This window comes from Fluviicola taffensis DSM 16823, from assembly GCF_943372375.1.
Classification (GTDB): Bacteria; Bacteroidota; Bacteroidia; order Flavobacteriales_D; family Crocinitomicaceae; genus Fluviicola; species Fluviicola taffensis_A.
Genome location: NZ_CALRYJ010000005.1, coordinates 184,446 through 204,872 on the forward strand (window position 1 = coordinate 184,446; position 20,427 = coordinate 204,872).

Consider the following 20,427-nt stretch of genomic DNA (forward strand, 5'->3'; position numbering starts at 1 on the left):
ACGTTTATTTAATGAATTTTACGGATGAATATCCATTTGGAAACAAAACAACCAGGGAATAAGATCCCGAAGCCAATTGAGAGACATCAATTACCTGATCTTTGGAAGTACCTGAAGTTTTACTCCAAACCCTTCCTGAATCATCCACGATACAGAAGTCACTTGCCAATTCCTGCGTTGAAACATGCAATTCATTCACTACCGGATTCGGATAAAACGAAACAGTCAATTCAGTTTCAGTTAATCCCAAACCATTGAAATTATCGCGGTATTCAATTGCTGTAACCGTTTCATTTCCTCCGATCTCATTGGTGCGAATTTTCATCACCGCTTCCTTATCCGAAGTGGATCTCCATTCGTACTCATGCGTCAATGGAACCGGAATAGGTATCCACATACCAAATCCCTGAAAGGTGATATAAATGGAATCCAATTCATCAATCACGTGGTGAATACGCAATGCATCGAACTGACCGAATGGTGTTTTTACAGTTCCCCAACCATCCACATTCGTAACACGGTGACGGTACTGTCTCCATTTCGCATCATAAATCGGATTCAAATCCAGATTCGTGTATCCGCGTGATTCATAATTATTCCCGTAAGTCATTGGAAGTGCATAACGCGTTTCGATCGTATCCGAACGGAAACCAAGACCTTGTCCGCTGCTCACTATTTCATATCCGATCGAAGTGATCGCACTGCTTGTCTTTCTTGTAAAGGCATTCAATTCATCAATTTGGATCGGTAAAAACGAAGATGCCTGATCCAATGGCAAATCAGTGGACGAATTGAAGTAAGTTGCCTTGTATTGAGTCGGAGCAAAACTTCCGAACTGGATAATTGACAAGCCGCTAATTTGACTGCTTGGGCGGGTGATCAGATTTCGTTGACTCTGAGGAACCATCGTTGAAAAGTCCCACGTATAGTTAGCACCTGTTGTGGAATAATCAATCGTCGGATCAGTCAATGTACTGAAAATATAGGTTTCACTCGGTCCGGCAAAATGCTGATCCGTCAATGTGATTTGTCCAAAAGAAATCGAGCTTAACGCAAGAAAAGGGAGTAGCAAATGTTTCATTCTAAAGTAGTTTCAACAAATATATGAAACTTATTGAACTCAAGCTACTTGGAAAATGTTCTTCTTATCACAATTTGCCCGTTCACAGGGAAAGTTGTTGATTTACCCAAATAATAATCCGTATGGAAAGGTCTCAATATATCTGCATTCACTTTCGCACCGATACTGTATTTCGGAGAAAGGTTATAATAGTATTGGAATCCGAATTCCATGCTCAATGAATTGGAGTGTTCCACTTTACCTGTATACGAATCTTCACGCTGAACAACCTGGTTCTGCATGATCTGTTCTTTTCCGTGAACAAAGAGTTGAATCCCCGGAGTGACACCGAAAGAAATTTCCGACTTTCTGAAAGCATAACCGAATTTCAAAGGAATATCTATGGAATACAATTGTTTCACAGAAACTGTTCTCACGATGTTTGGAGAGAAGTTTGTTTCCCGATAATCCAGTCCGCCAAATCCTTCCATACGTGCCTGCAAACCGAAGCTCACGAAAGCATTATCAATTCGTTTGGTATAACCACCACCCAGAACTGCTCCACCTACGACATTTCTTTTCTGATCGGAAGACAGATAAGGAGACTGACCAATGGTTGGTCCTAACTCCAAATACCACTGATTTGATTCATTAGAAACTTTCTTAGGTAAACCTGCAATTTCATCGTGAGGAGCGTTTTCGTAACGGGGTTCCAAATTGAGAGAATCCAGTTCAGAATGAGAAAGAGAGAGAGAATGAAGATTGGAATCATCCTTCGGATCTAAGATTACAGCCCTGTCTTCCTTATTTTCTCTGTTCTCGTTTATTAACTGAAGTGGTACTTCTTTTTCTACATTGTCATTAAATTCCTGTTTATGCAGTTGTCTTTTCTGCGCTCTGAAGGTTTTCTTGATTTTCGTATTCGTGTTTATGGCAATATCTGCAGATTGAACCGATGTATTTTCAGCTATCACTGAAGGTTCATTTTGTGGGGTGTGAGTTTGAGGGCTTAGTGTGAGAGCAGATAAATCATCATTCTGTTTCCCATTATCCATCTGTTTCGGTGCGGAGTGTGAGTGTGAAGTTTGCTTTTGGTCCAGATGATCAATTTCTACCGGATTTGGAGGATAGAACAAAACGATTCCAAACAAAACAGCTGTTGCCGCCAATGGAATCCAGTAAAATCCTCGCTTCGATTTCTTCTCGGCCGGAAGCATTGCCTCCATTTCAGACCAGAATTCAGGAACAAAAAGGGACTCCTGTCCTTCAGATGCATGTGCATCTCTGAACAACTGATCCAGCTCTTCGTCGCTAATATGTCGATTTGAATATTTCATATCACAAAACGTTTTTCATATCTATTCTCCATCAATTCGAGTCTTTCTCTAAGCAATTTTCGCGCGGTCGAAAGGTGCCATTTTGAGGTTCCTTCGGAAATCTCGAGTAAGTCTCCGATCTCCTTGTGATTATATCCGTCAATTATATACAAGGTAAAAACATGGGCAGAGATCGGTGGAATCGTTTTAAGCAAATCCAGGATTTCCTGGTAATTCAACTCCAACGCTCCTAAATTCTCCACTTTTTCAGCAGAATTCGCCAACTCTGCTTCTGTTTCTTTCGCTATAATTAACTGATTGTGATTTTTATTTTTCCGGTATTCATCAATCAAGGTGTTAACTATGATACGTTTTGCCCAAGCTGCAAAGTTCAATTCATCCAAATCTACATTCTGCAATCCATTCACAATTTTCAGGAACCCATTGTTCAAAGCGTGTCTGGCGTCTTCATGATTTGAATAATAGCGCATGCACAAGCGGATAAACTGCCTATAACAATACTCATAGAGCACTTTTTGCGAGCGTCTATCATTTTCAGCGGACCCCAACAATATCTGTTTGGTTACTTGCATTTATCTGGGTTCAAAATTGTTCATTAACAAGTCAAAATGTTAAACGTTGAAACTTGCTTTTTACACATAACGTCCTATCTTTACGTTTGGTTGGAAATTAAGTAAAAATGTTGACATTAAATCTTATTCGGCACGCAAAAACGCAGCAAATATCGCCAACTGGTAAGGATTACGATCGGGAACTTCTCGACAAAGGTGTGTCCCAGGCAAACGTTTTGGGCAATTATTTACAGACACATCACATCTCTTTGGGGAAAATCATCTGTTCAAGTGCCGTCAGAACCCAACAAACCAAATCGATTATCTGTCAACATCTCACCGAACGCTGTAATTCCGAACTCAGCAAAGAGCTATACGATGCCTTTTACAATGAAATGCTTCATATCATCGGATCTCTTGGCAAGAATGAGACAGTCGTTACACTCGTCGGACACAATGAGGGGATCTCGCAGCTGGCAAGTTACCTTTCCGGAGAATCCATTCATCTTCGCACTTCTGAAATGATTTCCCTTGCAATTCCTTTCGACTCGTGGGATTACCTAAGTCAAGGGACAGCAAGTATTATTTTTCAGTATCGTCCGGAAGTGTTCCTTCCTCTTCCGGTGGTTTCCTAGTGGGATTTACGTGGTAAATGATCTGGATCGGTGGATGCGGACCGTATTGCGCTGCTTGTTCACGATATAATTGCTCCAAATACTGCCGATGTGCCAACTCTTCCTGGTTTCTTCTCCACATTCCTTCCAGATCAGGCGGTTCAATTCCCAACTCCTTTTCAAGCTCATATTGGTACTTCGGATTCACAGGACCATGTTTTCGAAATGCGATTGCCAAACCAACCCCAACAATGAATCCACCAAAGTGCCCTTCCCAGGAAATGGATGGTTCGGTAGGGAAAATCCCCCAAATCATACTTCCGTATACGAAGATGATTGCCAGTGAAATCCCTTGCAGCGCCTTCACTCTTCTAAAGAATCCCGAGATGAACAAGAATCCGAAAAATGCGTAGATCACTCCACTCATTCCAATGTGATACGCACCGTTATCCTGTGCAACCCACCAGACGATCAGACCTGTTCCAAACCAGGAAATCAGGAATACCTTGAGTGCAATTTCCCGGTAATAATAGATTATGGCTGCAAGCAACAGGTAAGTCGGAAGTGAATTATTCAAAATATGTTTCACATTGGACGGATCATGCAATAATGGCATGAAAAGCACTCCTTTCCAACTGCTCCATTGCCTTGGGCGAATTCCCCATTGAATAAAATCACTCCCTCCGGAAGTTCGTTCCAAAAGCCAGATTGCCCAGCAAAGGAATAACAAAAGCAAAGGATAAATCAATGCTTCAGCAGCTGAACTCGTTATTTTAGTTTGTGTTCTCACGGATGGCGCCCGTCAAAAAGCAAACCGAAATTCAAATCCTGACAGATTGGCATTTGATCTGAAAATCAATGAATTTTGCATTTCAGAGATAAAGATCTGCGGCGACGGATTCACCCGCTACCTGAGTAAACATTCTATTTAACGGTAAAGAAGTGTCGAATCCCTTAAAAGCTAGACTCTAATTCCTAACTTTAGAAATATGAATTTCAAAAAAAACTTAGCACTTCTCTCGATCACCTTACTTCATTTTATTTCATTCGGACAGGACAATCACTATTGGAACGATCAATTCGGGATCAAGGCAACTGCTTTGGGCGGAGCTGCCGTTGGCGGACTCGATGATTATTCGATGGTCTATTACAATGCTGCTGCTATGACCCTGGTGGAAAAAAGAGCGCTGTCTTTTTCCGTAAATGCCTATCAAATCCGGAAATTCAAGCAGCAGAACTCACTCGGACCAGCTCAGGATTTACACAGCACGGAATTTTCGGTAGTTCCAAACATGGTGGCAGGAGTCACCTCCTTGAAAAAATTCAAGAAATGGCGTGTCGGCTACATACTCGTATCCAAAAATGTACACAACAGTAAATTGAATTCCTTACATACAGGACAATACGATGCGATCGACCTTCCCGGGAAAGAGAATTTCGTTTCCACTTACGCCCAGGAAATCCGCAACATCGAGTATTCGGTAGGGTTCGGACTTTCTTACAATGTAACACCTCATCTATCCTTCGGATTGACGCACATGGGGATTTTTAAAAGTGTCAAGTATTACAATAATTACTCCTTTATCGTACTTCCTCAGGACACCACTTCTTCTCAAGACACGCGGGTTTCATCCAACATTTCTTTCAATTATTGGAATGTAAAAGGCATGTTCAAACCCTCGGTTTTGCTCCATTATCCGAAATTCCGGATAGGTTTCACAGCAACGCTTCCTACATTCAATATTGTTGGAAGGGGAACTTTTTTGAGGGAATTCTCCACACTGAACCTGGATGGAGAAGGACTTCTTCCTTTTGACATTTCCATCGCATCCAAATCAACCAGAAACAAGGTCGTTACCAAGAATCCCGCTTCTTTCAGTTTAGGAGTAAGTATGCAATTGAGTGAACGGATATGGGCACATGTGAGCGCTGAAACATTCCTCAGACAGGATTATTACCTGATCCATGAAGACCCGACCTCGTCTGATCATTATCCTTCATTTATTGATGATTCGGTGGTCATTGCACTATTTGGCGGACAAAAATTCCTTTCCTATGGTGTTGCAGCCAGACCTGTGACAAACATCGGAATCGGCATTGAGGTTCAGGTATCGAAAAAAGGCGGGTTTCAATTTGGCGGACATACGGATTTCAACTACAACCGGTATCCGGTTTATACCTTCACCAGACAGAATATCCAATCATCCCAATACAACCGCCTGGTTTTTGCTTTAGGAGGAAACCTGGACCTGAAAGGTGGTAAACGCGCCTCCATGGTATTCGAATTCGGATTTGCACTTCCAAAAACCACGGATTATACGGTTGATTTCACCACACCCAATGCTGCCAGAAACGGATTGACAGGTGATCCGGGGACTGGAGTAAAAACGGGAGCTTATTCCTACCGACTCATGATTGAATTGACTTTGGGGAAACTGTTGCAGTAATTTTTTCAAATCACGAATTACAAATCAAGTTGACTGGTTAACTTTCCAATAACTCTTTGTTCCCTACTTTTTGCCAAGGCAGAAGAATGAGCACTGCTCATGAAGACGAAGTATGACTTTTTCAGAAAGTCAAATACTGAGGTAAGTAGGCAAAACTGCCTTTGCACAATTTCCACTTTCAAGCGACCTTTCGTTTCGGACCGATTCACGAAAAGGTGGGATCAGGATCCCAAATGACAAGCACTTTACGGAATCGGTTCTCCAAAACGAAAGGCCTTTTTCTTCGATAAACAAATTTGTGATTTATGCCTGACTATTTCTCATTTCATGATAGAGATTTGGAGCTGGAAATTGGATGCTTCGCTGCTAAAATCAGCACAGAACTTCGTAGTTTTCGGATGGAAGAATTTAACTATTCGTGTTTTTTTTTATCTTCGAAAAATGAAAACAAAAACCGGACTGACACTTCTGATTTTGAATCTATTATGCTTGCAAGTCATTGGTCAGGACAATCATTACTGGACGGATCAATTCGGAATTAAAGCTACGGCTTTAGGAGGAGCAGTCATTGCCGGACAGGATGACCATTCGATGGTTTACTACAATGCAGCAGCCATGTCGCTGATTCAGAACCCGAGTCTTTCTTTTTCATTGAATGCTTATCAATACCGGACCTACAATCAAAAAAACGCACTCGGTCCGAATCAAAACCTGGAAAGCACGGACTATGCTACTGTTCCGAATATGATGGCGGGAGTCTATGTCTTGAAAAAACATCCCAAATGGCGTTTAGGGTATAATGTCCTCTCAAAGAATGTCTTCAACAACAAGTTGGACTTATACAATTCGGGGAAATACGATGCCATTGATCTACCCGGTGACGAAACTTTTGTTTCTTCATACGCTCACGAAATCCATAACGGAGAATACTGGGCCGGACTTGCGGTATCTTATGAGGCAAGCCCTCATTTAGCTTTCGGGGTGTCTCACATGGGGGTTTACAAAAGCACGAAGTACTACAATGCTTATTCAATAACGGTTCTTCCTCCGGATACTTCTTCTTCTGAAGTCACGCGCTTTGCCTCTACGATGTCTTTCAACTTCTGGAATATCAAAGCTATTTTCAAGCCTTCGGTATTGCTTCATTATCCTAAATTCCGAATCGGTTTGGTGGCTACATTACCTTCCATCAACATTCTCGGCAAAGGGAATTTCTACCGGGAATTTTCTACCCTGAACATGGATGATATCCTTCCGATAGATATTGCTGTTATTTCCAGGGGACGCAAGGAAAAGGTCAAACACCGAAGCACCACTTCTATCAGTTTGGGTGTAAGTGCCCAATTGGGTGCCAAATGCTGGCTGCATGTAAGCGCGGAAACATTTCTTGCCCAGAAATACTACCTGATCCACGATAGCAAAAAAGAACCCGAGCATTACCCGGAGTTCCTGAATGATTCCCTGATCACCACCATCTTTGGCAACCAAAATTTCCTGTCTTATGGTGAGGAATACAAACCGGTGACCGACATTGGAATCGGATTGGATTTCCAATTGAGCCCTCAATTCAGTTTACAGGTTGGTTCTCACACGGATTTCAATTACAACAAGTACTCCGTTTACGAATTTGCCAAACAAGTCATTCAGTCTTCCCAATACGATAGATTGGTGAGCTCGATTGGCGGAAATTATGCCCTAAAAAACGGAAAACGGATTGCTTTGGCTTTCGAATTCGGTTGCGCCCTTCCCAAAACAACGGATTACAATGTTGATTTCACTACGCCGAATGAATCCCGGAATGGCTTGACGGGTGATCCTGCTAATGGGGTAAAAACGAGCGCATATTCGTTTAAGGTGATGTTTGAGTTGACATTGGGGAAACTGGGGAAATAATTACTAATTACGTCCCGATAGCTATCGGGAGCTGAATTACGAATTTGAACACTTCTCAAGCGCTCACTTCAATCTTGCCTCAACTTAGGGAATTCAATGAATGAATAAAAATTAGACACATGATAAAAATAATTGCACGGGCTTTCCTTTTTCTATTTCTCGTATCGTCCTGCGCCGATGCTTCAGTGAATAAAGAACTGAAGGATCTCAGAAGTGAGAATGCAGCTTTGAAAAAAAGACTGAATTCATATGATAATGCCTTAATCATTACTAAAGATAACATGCATAAATACGTCGGTTCCTTATGTTATGGACCTTTAGAGGCAAAGAAAAATGAAGTAGTTGAGGTAAGATGTGGTTTATACCTGCATCATCTTCCGTTTCAGGTTGAATGCAAGATGGATCAGGAAAACCAATCAGTCAAGAATTCTGATCAAATCAGCAGGTCAATTCAAAATTCATATCCAGGTTCAGGAGAAAGACTGATTAGCGGCATGTATACTGTTACATTCCCAAATGGGGAAAAATGGTCAATGCCTTGGGAAAAGCAAATCAAGGTTGAATAATGCCGAAATAAGAATTTCTACTTCAACGTCTCTTCCAGAACTGCCACCATTTTTTGGGCTTGGAAATGATCAGTTCACCAATTATATCCATTTCATTAACAGTTGTAGTCATCTCAATCAGAGAGGCTTTTTTAGTTCTGTCAATAATCACATCTTCTATTTTGTCACCAAAGTACTCAGCAGAAAGTGTAATTGTTTTTAAAGTGAATGTATCTGGTAAAACAAATTTGAAGTTGCCATCCATATCTGATATCGCAACAAATTTGGAATCGAGAATTTTTATCACTGCACCTGGAATGAATTCAGATGTATATCCATCTCTTATCCTTCCTTCTACAACTTGGAGTAGTGTGTCTTCATTTCGGTTATTTTCTTCCGAAAGGATTGATTTTTCAATTATGAAAGATTGAACCGGATTTGGTTTCGGTTGATACTCATCTGCACTAAAAGCACTTTTCGACGCTCCAAGAATAAAAAGTCCGGTTAGGAATTTGTATGGTGAGTTAACAGAGATCATTTTCTCATCTCCAATCAACCGATTCAACTGTTGTGGCTTCAATCTTCCACAAATTGGATTGGAGCTTGATGAGATTGCATGAATCAGTTCCTTATCAGATAAACCCGTATAATCAATGACCGATTTCGCACATCGTTCACAAAATCTACCCTGCTCATTTTCAGTCATCGAATTCCAATCCTGACTACAAGGGTTTTCTATGGAAAGTTTAAACGGGTGACTTTTCATGCTTGACGAAAGTAAGATTCTATTTAAAGCAGAACATTATTTCCTTGTTAATTTATCTCCTTAAAAAAGCAGATCCGTATTTTACTTTTTGAGAAGTTGGTTGTATCCAAGTTATCGGGTGCCGAATGCCGATTGCAAGGTTCTAATTTTTGCAACTGGAAAGGTTTTCTTCTTATCTTTGATTTATGAGCACGGCAGACAACAAACTAAATTTAGTGCAGATGATTATAGAATCAGAAGATAAAACTTTTGTCTCTAAAATGTTGGAATATGCACGTAGTCTTAAGATTCAGAAAACAAAGAGTGTCGAAGATGATATTCCGGATTATGTATTGGAAGAAGTCAGACTGGCAATGGAGGAACTCGATAACGGTACAGATGCAGGTACTCCACATGAAGAAATGTTAGAACAATTCAGAAAAGAATTCCCTAGCTTAAAGATTTAATTGGATGCAGATTATTTGGAGTGCCAGATCAAAAAAAACTCTGAAAGCTATACGTTTGCATATTCGAACCAATTTTACTTCGAATGAAGAAATGGAATTTGTAAGACAAGTTGTTCAGACCGTACAGTCGATAGATAGTTTTCCAAAAGGTTTTCCCGAATGTAAAACCCCAAAACACGCAAGAAAAGCTGTTATTCATCCACACAGCACTTTATTCTATCGCATTAAGAGTAAAAAAAGAATCGAATTACTCTTGTTTTGGGACAACAGAAACAATCCTAAAAAAATAAAATAATCTTCTCTATTTCTTAATTCAAAGGATGGAATTTTAGTACATTTCTTTCAGCCTTTTAATGTCATTTACAAGGTAGTTTTCTGTACTGGAAATATGGCGGTAAGCAGTGATAAAGGCATTTAAACGCAAAAATGAATTACTCGCAAGAAATTAAGCCTTCTCAGAATTGAGAAGTGTTCCGATGATTCAACGGAATCTTAGAAAAATAATGACTGAACCGATTGCCAACCACAACCAAAAGGTGCGATCTACAAAGTTCATTACTCTCAGTTTGTATTCTTTCATGATTTCTCTTTGTATTTTGTTTCTACAAAGCTAGATGTTCCGTTTTGGATGGGAGTTAAGTGCGGGTGAATGGTTTGTTAAATGAAATCGCTTGTTTTTTCAGGATTGTGAACACAGAATAATCGGTAAACTGACACGGTTATTTTTACGCAGAACGCTTATGCCGCCTCTAAAGCTTTGGCAACATGCGGGTCAGCGTTGGCGCATTTCGCTGATGGTCTCGGCGTGTCTAATCATACAAGGTTTCACTTTGGTTGACCAGCTCCATGATTTCTTCCGGAAATCCACCTTCCAATGAATTGAAATCACCTTCAATTGTTGTTTCCTTATTCGTTTTCAAATGCATGATCCGGATTCCTATTTCATCTTCGTTCCCTACTGATTCGGAAGCATATGTCTTATAGATAACATACCGGTAGCCGCTGTTTGTAAAGGACAAGTAATCCAGCGTCAGTCCCAAATTCTCCACTCCACCCCCACGGAAATAAGAAGAGTAATCAAACTTTTTGAAACTGGATTGGTCCAATTTATTCGGAAATTGCAATTCAACTTTTGCTTTGCTTCCAAAACGGTAAACGAGGTACTTATTATCCTGATCACGACATACGAATACCTGCTTGTTCTTTTTGGTTTGGAAACTTAACACAACAAGCTCATTCGGAAGTATAAAAGGGTTTGCTTCGATCATCTCACCAGAAGACTCGATGGAATCTTCTTCTTTCATTTCAGCAACGGTTTCAATCGATTTTGTTTTAACCGATTTTGTTTCCGGGGAATTGCAAGCAGTGATTGCGACAACCAAAAATATACTCCAACCTTTCATAAAATGAATATAAGAAAAAAGCGCCAAATCTCTATGAAGCCGTGTACTTTTATGGAACAGATCTAGTTATTCAATTAACCATTGCAGTTCAATATATTTATCGCATTCATTTTTCATGTCTTCAAAACTGTCGAGCAGGATGGCAGAACCACCTTTTCGGACGACTTCTCTAACAATTCCGAATACTTCTTCTGCACCTTTCGGGTCAACTCCTGTTAGATCAAATATAATATCGCTTGTTTTTGAAAGTGTGGCATACAAACTCACTAATTTTCTCGGAGTGCCTGCAAGCTCATTCACTTTTCGTTTTTTGTGAATCCATTTATTTTCATAAATTCTTGTAGCGAAAGGACTCTCCAAATCAGCATTCTTTTTTAAATATTCCCCCACTGTCACAGGACGAAAAAGTCTTCTAAATTTGGGTTCTATAAAATGTTCAACAAAAGTCAATTTTTCATAGACCTCCACATTTTCATTTTTCTTACTCCCACTAAAAATGTCCTTCAAAAACATCTCCGTCTGAAAAAAATGTGGTCCATTAGATAAATAGATGACAACGATTTCGCCTTCCTTTAAATCAAAAGGTGGTATATAAAACGCATCAGTTCTAATCCCCTTGTTTTGAATTCGCATTTGTTATTCTCTATTATTGTATCAATACTACCAAAAAAACTGAAATAGAAGAAAGTGCTTGATTTTTAAATCGATTCGTGATGCCACCCACCTTAGTCCTCCCTCGGAGGGAGGAGATATAATCGACTGTTTTAACTGAAAGAACAGCGGATTACTTCTCCCAGGAAGCTGCCAGTTGGTTCAGAGTCCCTGTTCTTTTTGCCATGCCCAATGTATTAGGGATATCTTTGTAATAGACAATTCCGGTTTCGCCAAAACGGATGATTGCAATCGCCGATTGGATATGAAAGGTTTCTCCGGTGCTCACCAATCTTCCTTTTGTGAAGTATTCCACCGTCACTGCCTCGCTGCCTTCGTAACTCTTTGTCATCACTTCTTCGATGCGGACAAGCTTTTCCATCGGATCTTCAGCCACACTTTCGAAATGTTTTCTGATCTCGGGTAATCCTTTGAGTAGGATCCCACCATCGACTCTGAAAGGAAGTTCAAAAACGGCATTTTCTTCAAAATAACTCAAGAATCTACCGTAATCTCCAGCCTGCAAGGATTCCGCAAGTTCTGTAATAATCTGATTTCTTTTGAACTCTGTCATCGCTGTTTTTATTTGATATTCCCTAATGTACGAAAGGAGAACCGAAACAGGGTCACAAAAGGTGTGAAAATACCACACCAATCCAACAAAGGAGAATTGAATTCCGGATTGAGGTGGATCATGAATTTTTCGCTTTCAATAGCTGAGCAACAATGATTCCGGAATATTTACCCACAAGTTAAGAATCGTTTCCTCTGAAAAGCTTCAAGCAGAAATCGGTCTATGGTCTGATAATGATTTTTTGCATCACCTTTTCGTCAGGCGTTTCAATGGTCAAAAAATAAGTCCCTCCTAAATCCAGTTTTCTGATTTTGCGCTGATAGGTATTTTCGCCAACAACCAGTTTGGTCAACATCTTCTCTTCTATTTTTTTACCAGCCATGTCGTACAGTGAAAGTTTGGTTTCCACGACTTTATTCAAGTGGAATTTTACCACAAATTCTCCATCATTGGGATTCGGAAATACTTGCATTTTCAAAGTTCCATTACTCTGTTCATTTAAGTCGTGCATGCCCGCTGTTGCGTCTTTAATGACATAAACCTTGAAAATCTGACTAGTTGCACTACTCTGTGTTCCGTCATTGGTAAAAAAGATATTGGCACCCGTACTGCTAATTCCTCCGTAGATATAACCAACCAAGGTACTGTCTGTGTTGAATTCGTCTAATTTGAACACTTCATTGTCGAATTGAGGAACGCTCGCAACAGGGATAAACTCAGCTCCAGCTCCCAATAAACCGGGCATTTCAACAGGAAGTTTGTATTCAGACATTGTTCCATCAGAAGTCCTTGTTACACGCGCAATTGTTTTCACAAAAGGAACCTCGTTGTCTTGTACCAATACTCCTGCACTGTCAAAGTATTGGGCAATACCTCCGAAGAAAACACTGTGCATTTCATTGTTTGATGCTGAGTAAAGTGGTAAAACAGCACAATGGTAATGGTTGTAAAATTGCTGGAATGAGTTATTTACGGAGTAGGCTGCGCTGTCTATGGTTACGCTGTTTAGAAATGGCAAGTCAATCGTTGGTTGAAACACACCTGAAAAAGCGGTAATTCCTTCTGCTCCATCGGGCAAAATCTGAGGCACAGCATTGTAATCTCTTCGGTGCAGGTTGTTTGCGTCGGTAATCGTTGGCAAATGAGTAATCGTGATCGTTGTTCCGTCATCGGATAAATTGAATTTGCGAATCGCGTCCGTGTAAACTTGGGTATAACTTGGATTTCCCATCGGATTGTAGTTTCCGTCAAATTTATTTCCGCCAATGAGGTAAAAAGTGGAGTTTATTTTTTTCAGATGCCCACCGGTTACTGCAAATTGAGGGTCACTTATTTGCCGGAAATAGCCTGTAAAAGAAGTCCCTGAAATTACTGCATCGATTACAGCAGGAACATCAATAGCGGTTAAATTATCGAATGTTTTTCGCGATGAGGATGCCGCGTTGTAACCATATCCTCCTATGACATACAGGTAGTTTCCTTCCTGATGAAATTCCATATTGGTGGAGCACAACTGTTCTTGCAATGCAACTGAAAGAGAAGTGATGGATACCGACCATTTTTGCTGACTCACCGGATCAATAACAATTAGTTGATTGTTATTCCCTGCAATATCAAAAGCTGCAAAAGGTTGCCTGCGGTGAAGTCCGTCGAGTCTTCCTCCAACAATAAGCCATTTTCCGTTGTGTTGTCCAAAAGCGTATGATTGAAGTCCTCCAATCCCTGCTATATTGATTGGTTCGATGTAAATATTGAACGGTGAGGTTTGCGCAGTGACTGCTATATTCAGCAAGATGAAACCAATAATTGTTGAGATTTTCTTTGTCATTGAGTCCGCTATTAGTTTTCCCCGAAGGTAAGCATTCACTGCTTATCGGTTCGTGACCTTTGTTACAAAGGGATTTGTTTTTTGACGGGAACAGATTAATTCCAGAAGATCTGACTTAACCTGATCTAATACAAATTACTTAAAACAAAAGTAAGAGGGAGAAGACAGATCGAAGCTTCGAACCGGGATTTCACTCCCGATAGCTATCGGGACAATTCTCACGCTCAGTTCTCAAAAAGAAAAAGCTACGACTCAGTGTGAGTGTGAAGTCTGAGTGAAGAGGGACAAAAAGAAAAACGAATGGAAAAGGAACCGGAATCGTTAATCAAATTACTTTTTAATCGATTTCTGATATTCATTCATCAAATCCAACATTTGTTCTGTTGGTCGGATATACTTGCTCTTTCCATCGATTAACTTTGTACCTAAATGATTTATTCTTGATCCGGCAACAGAAAATGGAAGATCACCCAATTCATATTTCCAACAGTTAATATCCTCTATTCTTTTATTGATATAAGCAATAGCTGATTTATCGCCATTTGTGGGATAAAATTTGATCTCTCCGACAAAGCTCTGAATTATATCCTCTTCAAAATTTTGTGTTTCTAATAATTGATTCATAAAATTTTCCAAGAAGAAAAATCTAATTTTTTCCAGTTTACTAGCTTTCACATCAGGAATAATCACCGTATATCTTGTAATTGAATGTGTAATAACCCAACATCGTTTCCCAAAAATTGCAACATAATTCGCATTCCATGAATTTGGATGTTTTTCCATATCACTCTTCACCGGAAGCTCATTTAAAGGCAACTTTTTATAGTTCTTTCGAATTTTATCTGATACATATATCCAGGTTTCCATTTTGAATTTTAGTTGTTGTCTCTTTTGGAATGTCTTTCATAACCCTTCCAAAATTCATCAGTTGAATAGAAAACAGTATCAATGAAATATAAAATATCATTTCGTGTCAACACATTTTCGTCATGCAAATCTTCTAAAATGACACCTAAATCAGGATTAAAATAATCGTTATTACGATTATTGATAAACCCGTTTGAGCTAAGAAATTTTTTTACTTGTTCTAAGTCTGTATTCTGCGTGATTGCAACATAAGCTTGTTGGACAACCGCATAGAGAATATCATTTTCTTTTGTAAAACCGATGAGTTCGTAGGCTGTATCAGTAAAGAAAAAGTTATGGAATAACAGATTATAAAAATAATCTTTCCAAGAACTATAATAAATGGAATCATTTAGTTTGAGAACATGCTCCGAATCTTTTAAAAAGACTCTCTGTTCAGCACCTTCACTTACGTATTGGGAAAAATCAATGTTATCAACCCAAAGATTATTTTGTGAAATGAAAATTTCTAGTCTCTTTGTTTCTTGTTCCCTGATTTGCTTTGAGCCTTCAACTTTTGAACCTGTTTTAGAGCCATCGCTAAGGTAACCGGCGACTGTTTGGATAGTTGTTCCAAACCTAACTTGGCTCTTTCCTGAAATGAGATCGTGTAGTTCATGTTTTAGACGATTTTGCATCTTCACAAAGATAAGCAAAAATAATTTTCGTTGTTTTACTGCTAAAAAACCAATAGGAATCTGAAATACAATGTCTTTCGAGCAAAAGGGGATCGAACTGCTATGAATTTTGGAAACTGCGGAAGATTTGGTTTTTATCCTCTCCCTTAGTCCCTCTCCAAAGAGGGAGACTTAAATCGTGCTTCGAACCGGGATTACACTCCCGATAGCTATCGGGACAATTCTCACGCTCGTCGCTCAAAAAGAAAAAGCTACGACTCAGTGTGAATGTGAAGTGTGAGTGAAGAGGGACAAAGAGAAAAAGCATCCAACTTGCGCTGAATGCTTTTTCTTTTTGTGGAGAAGGGCAGATTTGAACCACATCCCGTTCTGATTCTTATTCTATTTTCTGGAATTTTTGAATAAACCTTCCTGCAGTTGCACCAACGCAATCAAAAAAGTAAACTCCCGCAGACAAGGATTCGGTATTCAGCACATTATTTCCAACCGAAAATTCACCGGCAGCAATGGTCGTTCCATCGGTTGCCATCAATTTATAACTCGTTTTTTCATCCGCATGGATAGTTACAAGGGTTGTGGCCGGATTCGGATAAAATTCAATCGTTGACTTTTCTAAAATGCTTAAACCAGCAACACAATCTTCGTCAAAAGAGGTGCCTGCATCAAACGCAAAACTATTTCCGGTCCAATTGGCTGTAGAATAGGCTGCGTCGTCAACCTGGATGCATGTCAACTGGTTATTCGAAACCCAAAGCAATTGCAGGTTCGGATTGGTTCCGTTGGCAATATTCAAAGAAGTCAGGTGACTCGAAAAACAATACACGACCTCCAGTAAGGGATTATTCGAGAAATCAAGACTTGTTAACTGCGTGAACGGACAATCAAATCGTTTCAAATTGGGACAGTTGGACAAATCCAATTGGGTATAATATCCATTTACCCCACGAAATTCCACAAGAGCAGGACAATCTTCCAAACTGATAGTTGACAATTGGTTGCCATTACACATAATGTATTCCAGCGCATTGTTTGCGTCCCAATCCAACTGATTCAGCGGATTTGAGCTGCAATCCAATCTTTTAAGCAGCGCAAGACCCGTTAAATCAAGTGTTTGAATGGAATTACTTGTACAGTATAATTCAATTAAATCCGGATTTTGACTGACATCAAGCAGAGTCAAACCATTGCTTTCGCAGTACAAATATTCCAGATTCGGGTTATTGCTGATATCGAGACTTTGAATCGGATTGATGGAGCAACGGAGATTGCGCAGGTTGGTATTCAATGAAACATCCAGGGAGCTAATATGATTCATGGCGCAAATCAAATCCTGCAAAGCTAAATTATGCGATACATCCAATCCTTCCAATTGATTGTTTACACACGACAAAAATGTGATGTTCTCAAACGCTTCGATACCTGCTAAATCATAGATCTGCATTCCCGGACACATGATACTATCGGTGAAGTTCAACGCTTCAGATACCTGGATCTCATTATCGGAATTCGTGTTGATCCCGGGATGGTTCAATAAATAGTTTTTAAAGTTAGCATCGGGAATATTAACGATTTGTGAGTGCGCAATGGAAAGGACTCCACATGCGAAAAGGATAAATAGAACTTTTTTCATGGTGATTGTTTTTAGGATTAATACTCCATTGTTTTAAAGAACGAGATTATTCCTTCCTTGGTTTGATACATCTATTTAATCCGGACTAACTATTATTGATTCATGAGTCAGATCAAATGATTCAGGTGGCTTGGATAGGTTTTACAAGTACCAAAAAAATGGAATAGAATACCATCCCTGTTTGTATATCCTGTACAACGACTAAAACATAAAGTCATGAGACTTGAACAAGGAAAAAGTTTTGACAAAACATCATATTGATATCTAAATCATACTATTCAAATTACGACTGATGTTTCTTATCCGGAAAGTTACTTTTTGACAATTCGGCGTACGGTTCGAAACTGTTTTTGGTCGGTTATCTCCAGCAAATAAACACCACTTGTCTGTTGAAGTTCAATCTCGGCCTGTTTTCCGGATTTCAGTTCTTGTGTACTCAGCAATTGTCCGTTGATATTTCTCAATTGGAAATACAACTCGTCGTAACTTCCTTCGCATATAACAGTAACATTTCCACTGGTTGGATTGGGATACAGCATTATCCCATCATGAAGGTCATTCGGAGTTAATCCCAATTCCGAGTTCTGGCTCAATTTGGTCACAAACATATTGTAACTGGAAGCTGGTCCTGTGAGGTTGAAAATGGAAATCGAAGGATCAAAATCTGCCGATTGACTAAAATACCCGGCTACATACATGGCGTCGTTCTGATCAATCGTTACATCACAGGCCCAAACCTGATCGGTTCCACTCAGCAAGCCCGCCCAGACAAAGTTGCCGGATGAATCGAGTTTGCGGATATATGCATCTGAATCTCCTCCGGAAAGTTGAAAAACCCCCTGTCCAGGATCAAAATCATTGGTCCCGAAAAACGAACCGATAGTATATACGTTCCCACTTGCGTCTAATGTAATGCTTTGAGCGTTGTTACCTCCCAATTCCTTTTCCCATACCAATTGACCGGATATATCCATTTTGTATATCTGAGGAGTGTATCCCAGAGGTGTTGATCCGCCACAATATACTTCTCCCTGGTCATTCACCGCTAATGCATTTCCTTCACCGGGGCCCATGGCTCTAGCCCAACTAAAATTTCCATTAGCATCCAATTTGCTTAGGTAGCTTTCCGTATTATTCGGAACTGATGGCGCTAAATAAAAATTAGCCATTCCCGGATCAAAATCAACAGGCCCTCCTATTGTCCCGGTGGTATAAACTTCACCGAGTGCATTGACAGCGATGTCATATCCCACACCTCCGAAATGAGGCTGATTCCCTTGAAATTGTTTGGCCCAAACGAATGCTCCGTCTGTATTTAATTTGCACACAAAAATGTCTGTGGAATTTGTTTGGGACGACATTTCGAAATCAACAGACGGATCAGGATCAAAGTCGATTGTTCCGTCAAAATACCCCGTTAAATACTGATTCCCTGATGCATCCACGGCAATTGCAGCAGCATGAGCCGGGGTAGGAAAAAAGTAATTAAATGGCCCACCGATTTGTTTAGCCCAAACAAAATTTCCATCATTATCCAGTTTCAGAATAAAGATATCCCGATCCATTGCTTGGGAGGTCATAGAAAAAGTTCCTGTTCCGGGATTAAAATCTATCGACCCCAGGAATGAACCGGTGAGATACAAATTACCCAGGGCATCTATTCCCATTGTACTTGCTTCATCTACAAAAGCGCTATCGCCGAATTGTTTAGCCCAGATAAAGTTGCCGTTGGAATCGAGTTTAGAGATAAAGGCATCTCTTTCATCCACAGAAGTCATTTGAAAAACTCCCGACCCCGGATCCAGATCAACGGTACCTTCAAAACTACCAAAGAGGTAAACCTGATTTAATCCATCTGTTTGAACCACATTTACGCGATCCCATCCTGAACTTCCTGCTTGTTTGGCCCACTGGAAAGTTTGCCCGAAAGAAAAGGATGTGAGGAACAGGCAAAATGAAGTCGCTGAAATAAAAAAATGATTAGAAAATAGTGACATGTGTTAGTGTTTTTAAGCGTGTTTGTGTTACTTAACGTTAAGTCAGGTATTTTATTTTCCAAATTACAAGTCCATATCTTAAAATCGAGATAAAACACCTTTTCTGTAAAAGGGGAATCGAAGCGCTATAAATTCGGGGGAACCTTATGAAATCAATGCTTGTGGGAGAAAGGCTCGCCATCCTCCTCGGTCCTCCTTCAAAGGAGGAGGTTAAATCTCAGCTTCGGACCGGGATTCCACTCCCGATAGCTATCGGGACAATACTCACGCTCACTACTCAAAAAGAAAAAGAGCTCCAGATTTCTCTGAAGCTTTATCAAGTGGAGAAGAGTGAATGGAAATGGAACCATTAACAGATTGTGATCCCGCAGTCCGATATTCTCTTTCCCATTCATTACCATGGAATTTCACCGGTTTCCGGATTGCTTTCCTCACTGAAAAATTTACCAGTCGGCCCATTCTGGTCAATTAAAGCATATTTTGTAATTCTATTTCCAGCGGTATCCACTTCACCGCCGTTGTAACCGGTAAAATCAGTTTTTGTATAACCTGGGCAAACCGCATTAATTTTAAAGTTCGAATCGCGCAATTCATAAGCCAAATGAACAGTGTACATATTCATAGCTGCCTTTGACGATGCATAAGCTGCAAACTTAGCAAAATCATACGCAGGCCAGTCAGGATTGCTCTGGAGTGAAAGAGATCCGACACTTGTACTCACGTTTACAATTCTTGGCTCAGCGGATTTTTGAAGCAGATCCATAAAAGTTTGTGTAACGCGCACAACACCATAAAAATTGACATCGAATACATCTTTGAAATCATTAACATCCGTTCCCACAGCAGTTTGAGGAACAATTCCACTGACACCGGCATTATTAATCAGAATATCTAAATGCCCTCTTTCCTCCTCAATAATATTTCTCGCGGATAAAATCGTATCCGGCTTGGTAACGTCGATGCTAATGACCTTTATATTCCGGTAGCCAGCTTCTTGTAATTCTTTAACGATAGCATTCCCTTTTTCAATGCTTCGGCTTCCCAGGTAAACGAACAATCCATTTTTTGAAAGTTGCTTTGCCGTTTCGAGTCCAATGCCTTTGTTGGCCCCTGTAATTAGTACTGATTTCATTTTTTTCTA

At 40.0% G+C, this 20,427-nt stretch carries 20 protein-coding genes; 6 read left to right on the forward strand and 14 right to left on the reverse strand.

Features of this window, described 5'->3' with window-relative positions; translation table 11 throughout:
- Positions 1-4 precede the first annotated feature (4 nt).
- The 3 genes from AAG807_RS09665 to AAG807_RS09675 are packed head-to-tail and all read right to left on the reverse strand — an operon-like array spanning position 5 to position 2,969.
- The gene (locus tag AAG807_RS09665; protein WP_341902947.1) at positions 5-1,081 is read right to left on the reverse strand and encodes a T9SS type A sorting domain-containing protein; all 1,077 of its coding nucleotides are present in this window, start codon (positions 1,079-1,081) and stop codon (positions 5-7) included.
- A gap of 44 nt (positions 1,082-1,125) precedes the next feature.
- Positions 1,126-2,397 carry a hypothetical protein gene (locus AAG807_RS09670; RefSeq protein WP_341902949.1) on the reverse strand — a complete coding sequence of 424 codons (1,272 nt, stop codon included), beginning with the start codon at positions 2,395-2,397 and terminating at the stop codon, positions 1,126-1,128.
- Positions 2,394-2,969, reverse strand: a complete 576-nt coding sequence (locus AAG807_RS09675; RefSeq protein ID WP_341902952.1) for an RNA polymerase sigma factor — start codon at positions 2,967-2,969, stop codon at positions 2,394-2,396. Before AAG807_RS09675 ends, AAG807_RS09670 begins: the two co-directional genes overlap by 4 nt.
- 107 nt (positions 2,970-3,076) lie before the next feature.
- Here AAG807_RS09675 and AAG807_RS09680 point away from each other — a divergent pair, with 107 nt between their 5' ends.
- A complete protein-coding gene (locus AAG807_RS09680; protein ID WP_341902955.1) occupies positions 3,077-3,583 on the forward strand; it encodes a histidine phosphatase family protein in 507 nt (168 codons plus the stop codon).
- On the opposite strand, the gene AAG807_RS09685 is transcribed toward AAG807_RS09680, so the two are convergent.
- A complete protein-coding gene (locus AAG807_RS09685) occupies positions 3,531-4,352 on the reverse strand; it encodes a rhomboid family intramembrane serine protease (RefSeq protein ID WP_341902958.1) in 822 nt (273 codons plus the stop codon). The genes AAG807_RS09680 and AAG807_RS09685 overlap by 53 nt on opposite strands.
- A gap of 199 nt (positions 4,353-4,551) precedes the next feature.
- Between AAG807_RS09685 and AAG807_RS09690 the strand changes: the two genes are divergently transcribed.
- The 3 genes from AAG807_RS09690 to AAG807_RS09700 all read left to right on the forward strand — a co-directional run bounded on the left by AAG807_RS09690 (position 4,552) and on the right by AAG807_RS09700 (position 8,468).
- A complete protein-coding gene (locus AAG807_RS09690; RefSeq protein WP_341902960.1) occupies positions 4,552-6,009 on the forward strand; it encodes a hypothetical protein in 1,458 nt (485 codons plus the stop codon).
- A gap of 441 nt (positions 6,010-6,450) precedes the next feature.
- Positions 6,451-7,902, forward strand: coding sequence for a hypothetical protein (locus tag AAG807_RS09695; protein ID WP_341902963.1), 1,452 nt, complete (start codon positions 6,451-6,453; stop codon positions 7,900-7,902).
- 119 nt (positions 7,903-8,021) lie between these two features.
- Positions 8,022-8,468, forward strand: coding sequence for a hypothetical protein (locus AAG807_RS09700; RefSeq protein WP_341902967.1), 447 nt, complete (start codon positions 8,022-8,024; stop codon positions 8,466-8,468).
- Between the two features lie 22 nt (positions 8,469-8,490).
- Here the strand turns inward: AAG807_RS09700 and AAG807_RS09705 are convergent, their stop codons facing one another.
- Complete coding sequence (locus AAG807_RS09705) at positions 8,491-9,213, reverse strand: hypothetical protein (RefSeq protein ID WP_341902969.1); 723 nt, start codon at positions 9,211-9,213, stop codon at positions 8,491-8,493.
- A gap of 221 nt (positions 9,214-9,434) precedes the next feature.
- Between AAG807_RS09705 and AAG807_RS09710 the strand changes: the two genes are divergently transcribed.
- Complete coding sequence (locus tag AAG807_RS09710) at positions 9,435-9,659, forward strand: hypothetical protein (protein ID WP_341902971.1); 225 nt, start codon at positions 9,435-9,437, stop codon at positions 9,657-9,659.
- A gap of 809 nt (positions 9,660-10,468) precedes the next feature.
- Here the strand turns inward: AAG807_RS09710 and AAG807_RS09715 are convergent.
- From AAG807_RS09715 to AAG807_RS09750, 8 genes are all read right to left on the reverse strand, one after another.
- Positions 10,469-11,062 (reverse strand): hypothetical protein, encoded by a 594-nt coding sequence (locus tag AAG807_RS09715; RefSeq protein WP_341902973.1) that lies wholly within the window; start codon positions 11,060-11,062, stop codon positions 10,469-10,471.
- A 66-nt stretch (positions 11,063-11,128) separates the two neighbouring features.
- Positions 11,129-11,695, reverse strand: a complete 567-nt coding sequence (locus tag AAG807_RS09720; protein ID WP_341902976.1) for a hypothetical protein — start codon at positions 11,693-11,695, stop codon at positions 11,129-11,131.
- 151 nt (positions 11,696-11,846) lie between these two features.
- Positions 11,847-12,287 (reverse strand): nuclear transport factor 2 family protein, encoded by a 441-nt coding sequence (locus AAG807_RS09725; RefSeq protein WP_341902979.1) that lies wholly within the window; start codon positions 12,285-12,287, stop codon positions 11,847-11,849.
- 220 nt (positions 12,288-12,507) lie between these two features.
- Entirely contained in the window at positions 12,508-14,115 is a 1,608-nt protein-coding gene (locus AAG807_RS09730) for a T9SS type A sorting domain-containing protein (RefSeq protein ID WP_341902982.1), read from the reverse strand.
- A gap of 330 nt (positions 14,116-14,445) precedes the next feature.
- Positions 14,446-14,982, reverse strand: coding sequence for a hypothetical protein (locus AAG807_RS09735; RefSeq protein WP_341902984.1), 537 nt, complete (start codon positions 14,980-14,982; stop codon positions 14,446-14,448).
- A gap of 8 nt (positions 14,983-14,990) precedes the next feature.
- Positions 14,991-15,659: a hypothetical protein gene (locus AAG807_RS09740; protein WP_341902987.1), complete on the reverse strand. Its 669-nt coding sequence runs from the start codon at positions 15,657-15,659 to the stop codon at positions 14,991-14,993.
- A gap of 376 nt (positions 15,660-16,035) precedes the next feature.
- On the reverse strand, positions 16,036-17,289 hold the full coding sequence (locus AAG807_RS09745) for a T9SS type A sorting domain-containing protein (protein WP_341902991.1): 1,254 nt from the start codon (positions 17,287-17,289) through the stop codon (positions 16,036-16,038).
- Positions 17,290-17,600: 311 nt separating this feature from the next.
- A complete protein-coding gene (locus tag AAG807_RS09750; protein WP_341902995.1) occupies positions 17,601-19,286 on the reverse strand; it encodes a T9SS type A sorting domain-containing protein in 1,686 nt (561 codons plus the stop codon).
- 146 nt (positions 19,287-19,432) lie between these two features.
- On the opposite strand from AAG807_RS09750, the gene AAG807_RS09755 reads away from it, so the two are divergent.
- Entirely contained in the window at positions 19,433-19,639 is a 207-nt protein-coding gene (locus AAG807_RS09755; protein ID WP_341902997.1) for a hypothetical protein, read from the forward strand.
- Positions 19,640-19,680: 41 nt separating this feature from the next.
- On the opposite strand, the gene AAG807_RS09760 is transcribed toward AAG807_RS09755, so the two are convergent.
- The gene (locus AAG807_RS09760) at positions 19,681-20,418 is read right to left on the reverse strand and encodes an SDR family oxidoreductase (RefSeq protein WP_341902999.1); all 738 of its coding nucleotides are present in this window, start codon (positions 20,416-20,418) and stop codon (positions 19,681-19,683) included.
- Positions 20,419-20,427: the final 9 nt, after the last annotated feature.

Coding starts and splice junctions, on each gene's coding strand:
- AAG807_RS09665 (WP_341902947.1), bottom strand. CDS start 1,081: ATGAAACATTTGCTACTCCCTTTTCTTGCGTTAAGCTCGATTTCTTTT.
- AAG807_RS09670 (WP_341902949.1), bottom strand. CDS start 2,397: ATGAAATATTCAAATCGACATATTAGCGACGAAGAGCTGGATCAGTTG.
- AAG807_RS09675 (WP_341902952.1), bottom strand. CDS start 2,969: ATGCAAGTAACCAAACAGATATTGTTGGGGTCCGCTGAAAATGATAGA.
- AAG807_RS09680 (WP_341902955.1), top strand. CDS start 3,077: ATGTTGACATTAAATCTTATTCGGCACGCAAAAACGCAGCAAATATCG.
- AAG807_RS09690 (WP_341902960.1), top strand. CDS start 4,552: ATGAATTTCAAAAAAAACTTAGCACTTCTCTCGATCACCTTACTTCAT.
- AAG807_RS09695 (WP_341902963.1), top strand. CDS start 6,451: ATGAAAACAAAAACCGGACTGACACTTCTGATTTTGAATCTATTATGC.
- AAG807_RS09700 (WP_341902967.1), top strand. CDS start 8,022: ATGATAAAAATAATTGCACGGGCTTTCCTTTTTCTATTTCTCGTATCG.
- AAG807_RS09705 (WP_341902969.1), bottom strand. CDS start 9,213: ATGAAAAGTCACCCGTTTAAACTTTCCATAGAAAACCCTTGTAGTCAG.
- AAG807_RS09710 (WP_341902971.1), top strand. CDS start 9,435: ATGATTATAGAATCAGAAGATAAAACTTTTGTCTCTAAAATGTTGGAA.
- AAG807_RS09715 (WP_341902973.1), bottom strand. CDS start 11,062: ATGAAAGGTTGGAGTATATTTTTGGTTGTCGCAATCACTGCTTGCAAT.
- AAG807_RS09720 (WP_341902976.1), bottom strand. CDS start 11,695: ATGCGAATTCAAAACAAGGGGATTAGAACTGATGCGTTTTATATACCA.
- AAG807_RS09725 (WP_341902979.1), bottom strand. CDS start 12,287: ATGACAGAGTTCAAAAGAAATCAGATTATTACAGAACTTGCGGAATCC.
- AAG807_RS09730 (WP_341902982.1), bottom strand. CDS start 14,115: ATGACAAAGAAAATCTCAACAATTATTGGTTTCATCTTGCTGAATATA.
- AAG807_RS09735 (WP_341902984.1), bottom strand. CDS start 14,982: ATGGAAACCTGGATATATGTATCAGATAAAATTCGAAAGAACTATAAA.
- AAG807_RS09740 (WP_341902987.1), bottom strand. CDS start 15,659: ATGCAAAATCGTCTAAAACATGAACTACACGATCTCATTTCAGGAAAG.
- AAG807_RS09745 (WP_341902991.1), bottom strand. CDS start 17,289: ATGAAAAAAGTTCTATTTATCCTTTTCGCATGTGGAGTCCTTTCCATT.
- AAG807_RS09750 (WP_341902995.1), bottom strand. CDS start 19,286: ATGTCACTATTTTCTAATCATTTTTTTATTTCAGCGACTTCATTTTGC.
- AAG807_RS09755 (WP_341902997.1), top strand. CDS start 19,433: ATGAAATCAATGCTTGTGGGAGAAAGGCTCGCCATCCTCCTCGGTCCT.
- AAG807_RS09760 (WP_341902999.1), bottom strand. CDS start 20,418: ATGAAATCAGTACTAATTACAGGGGCCAACAAAGGCATTGGACTCGAA.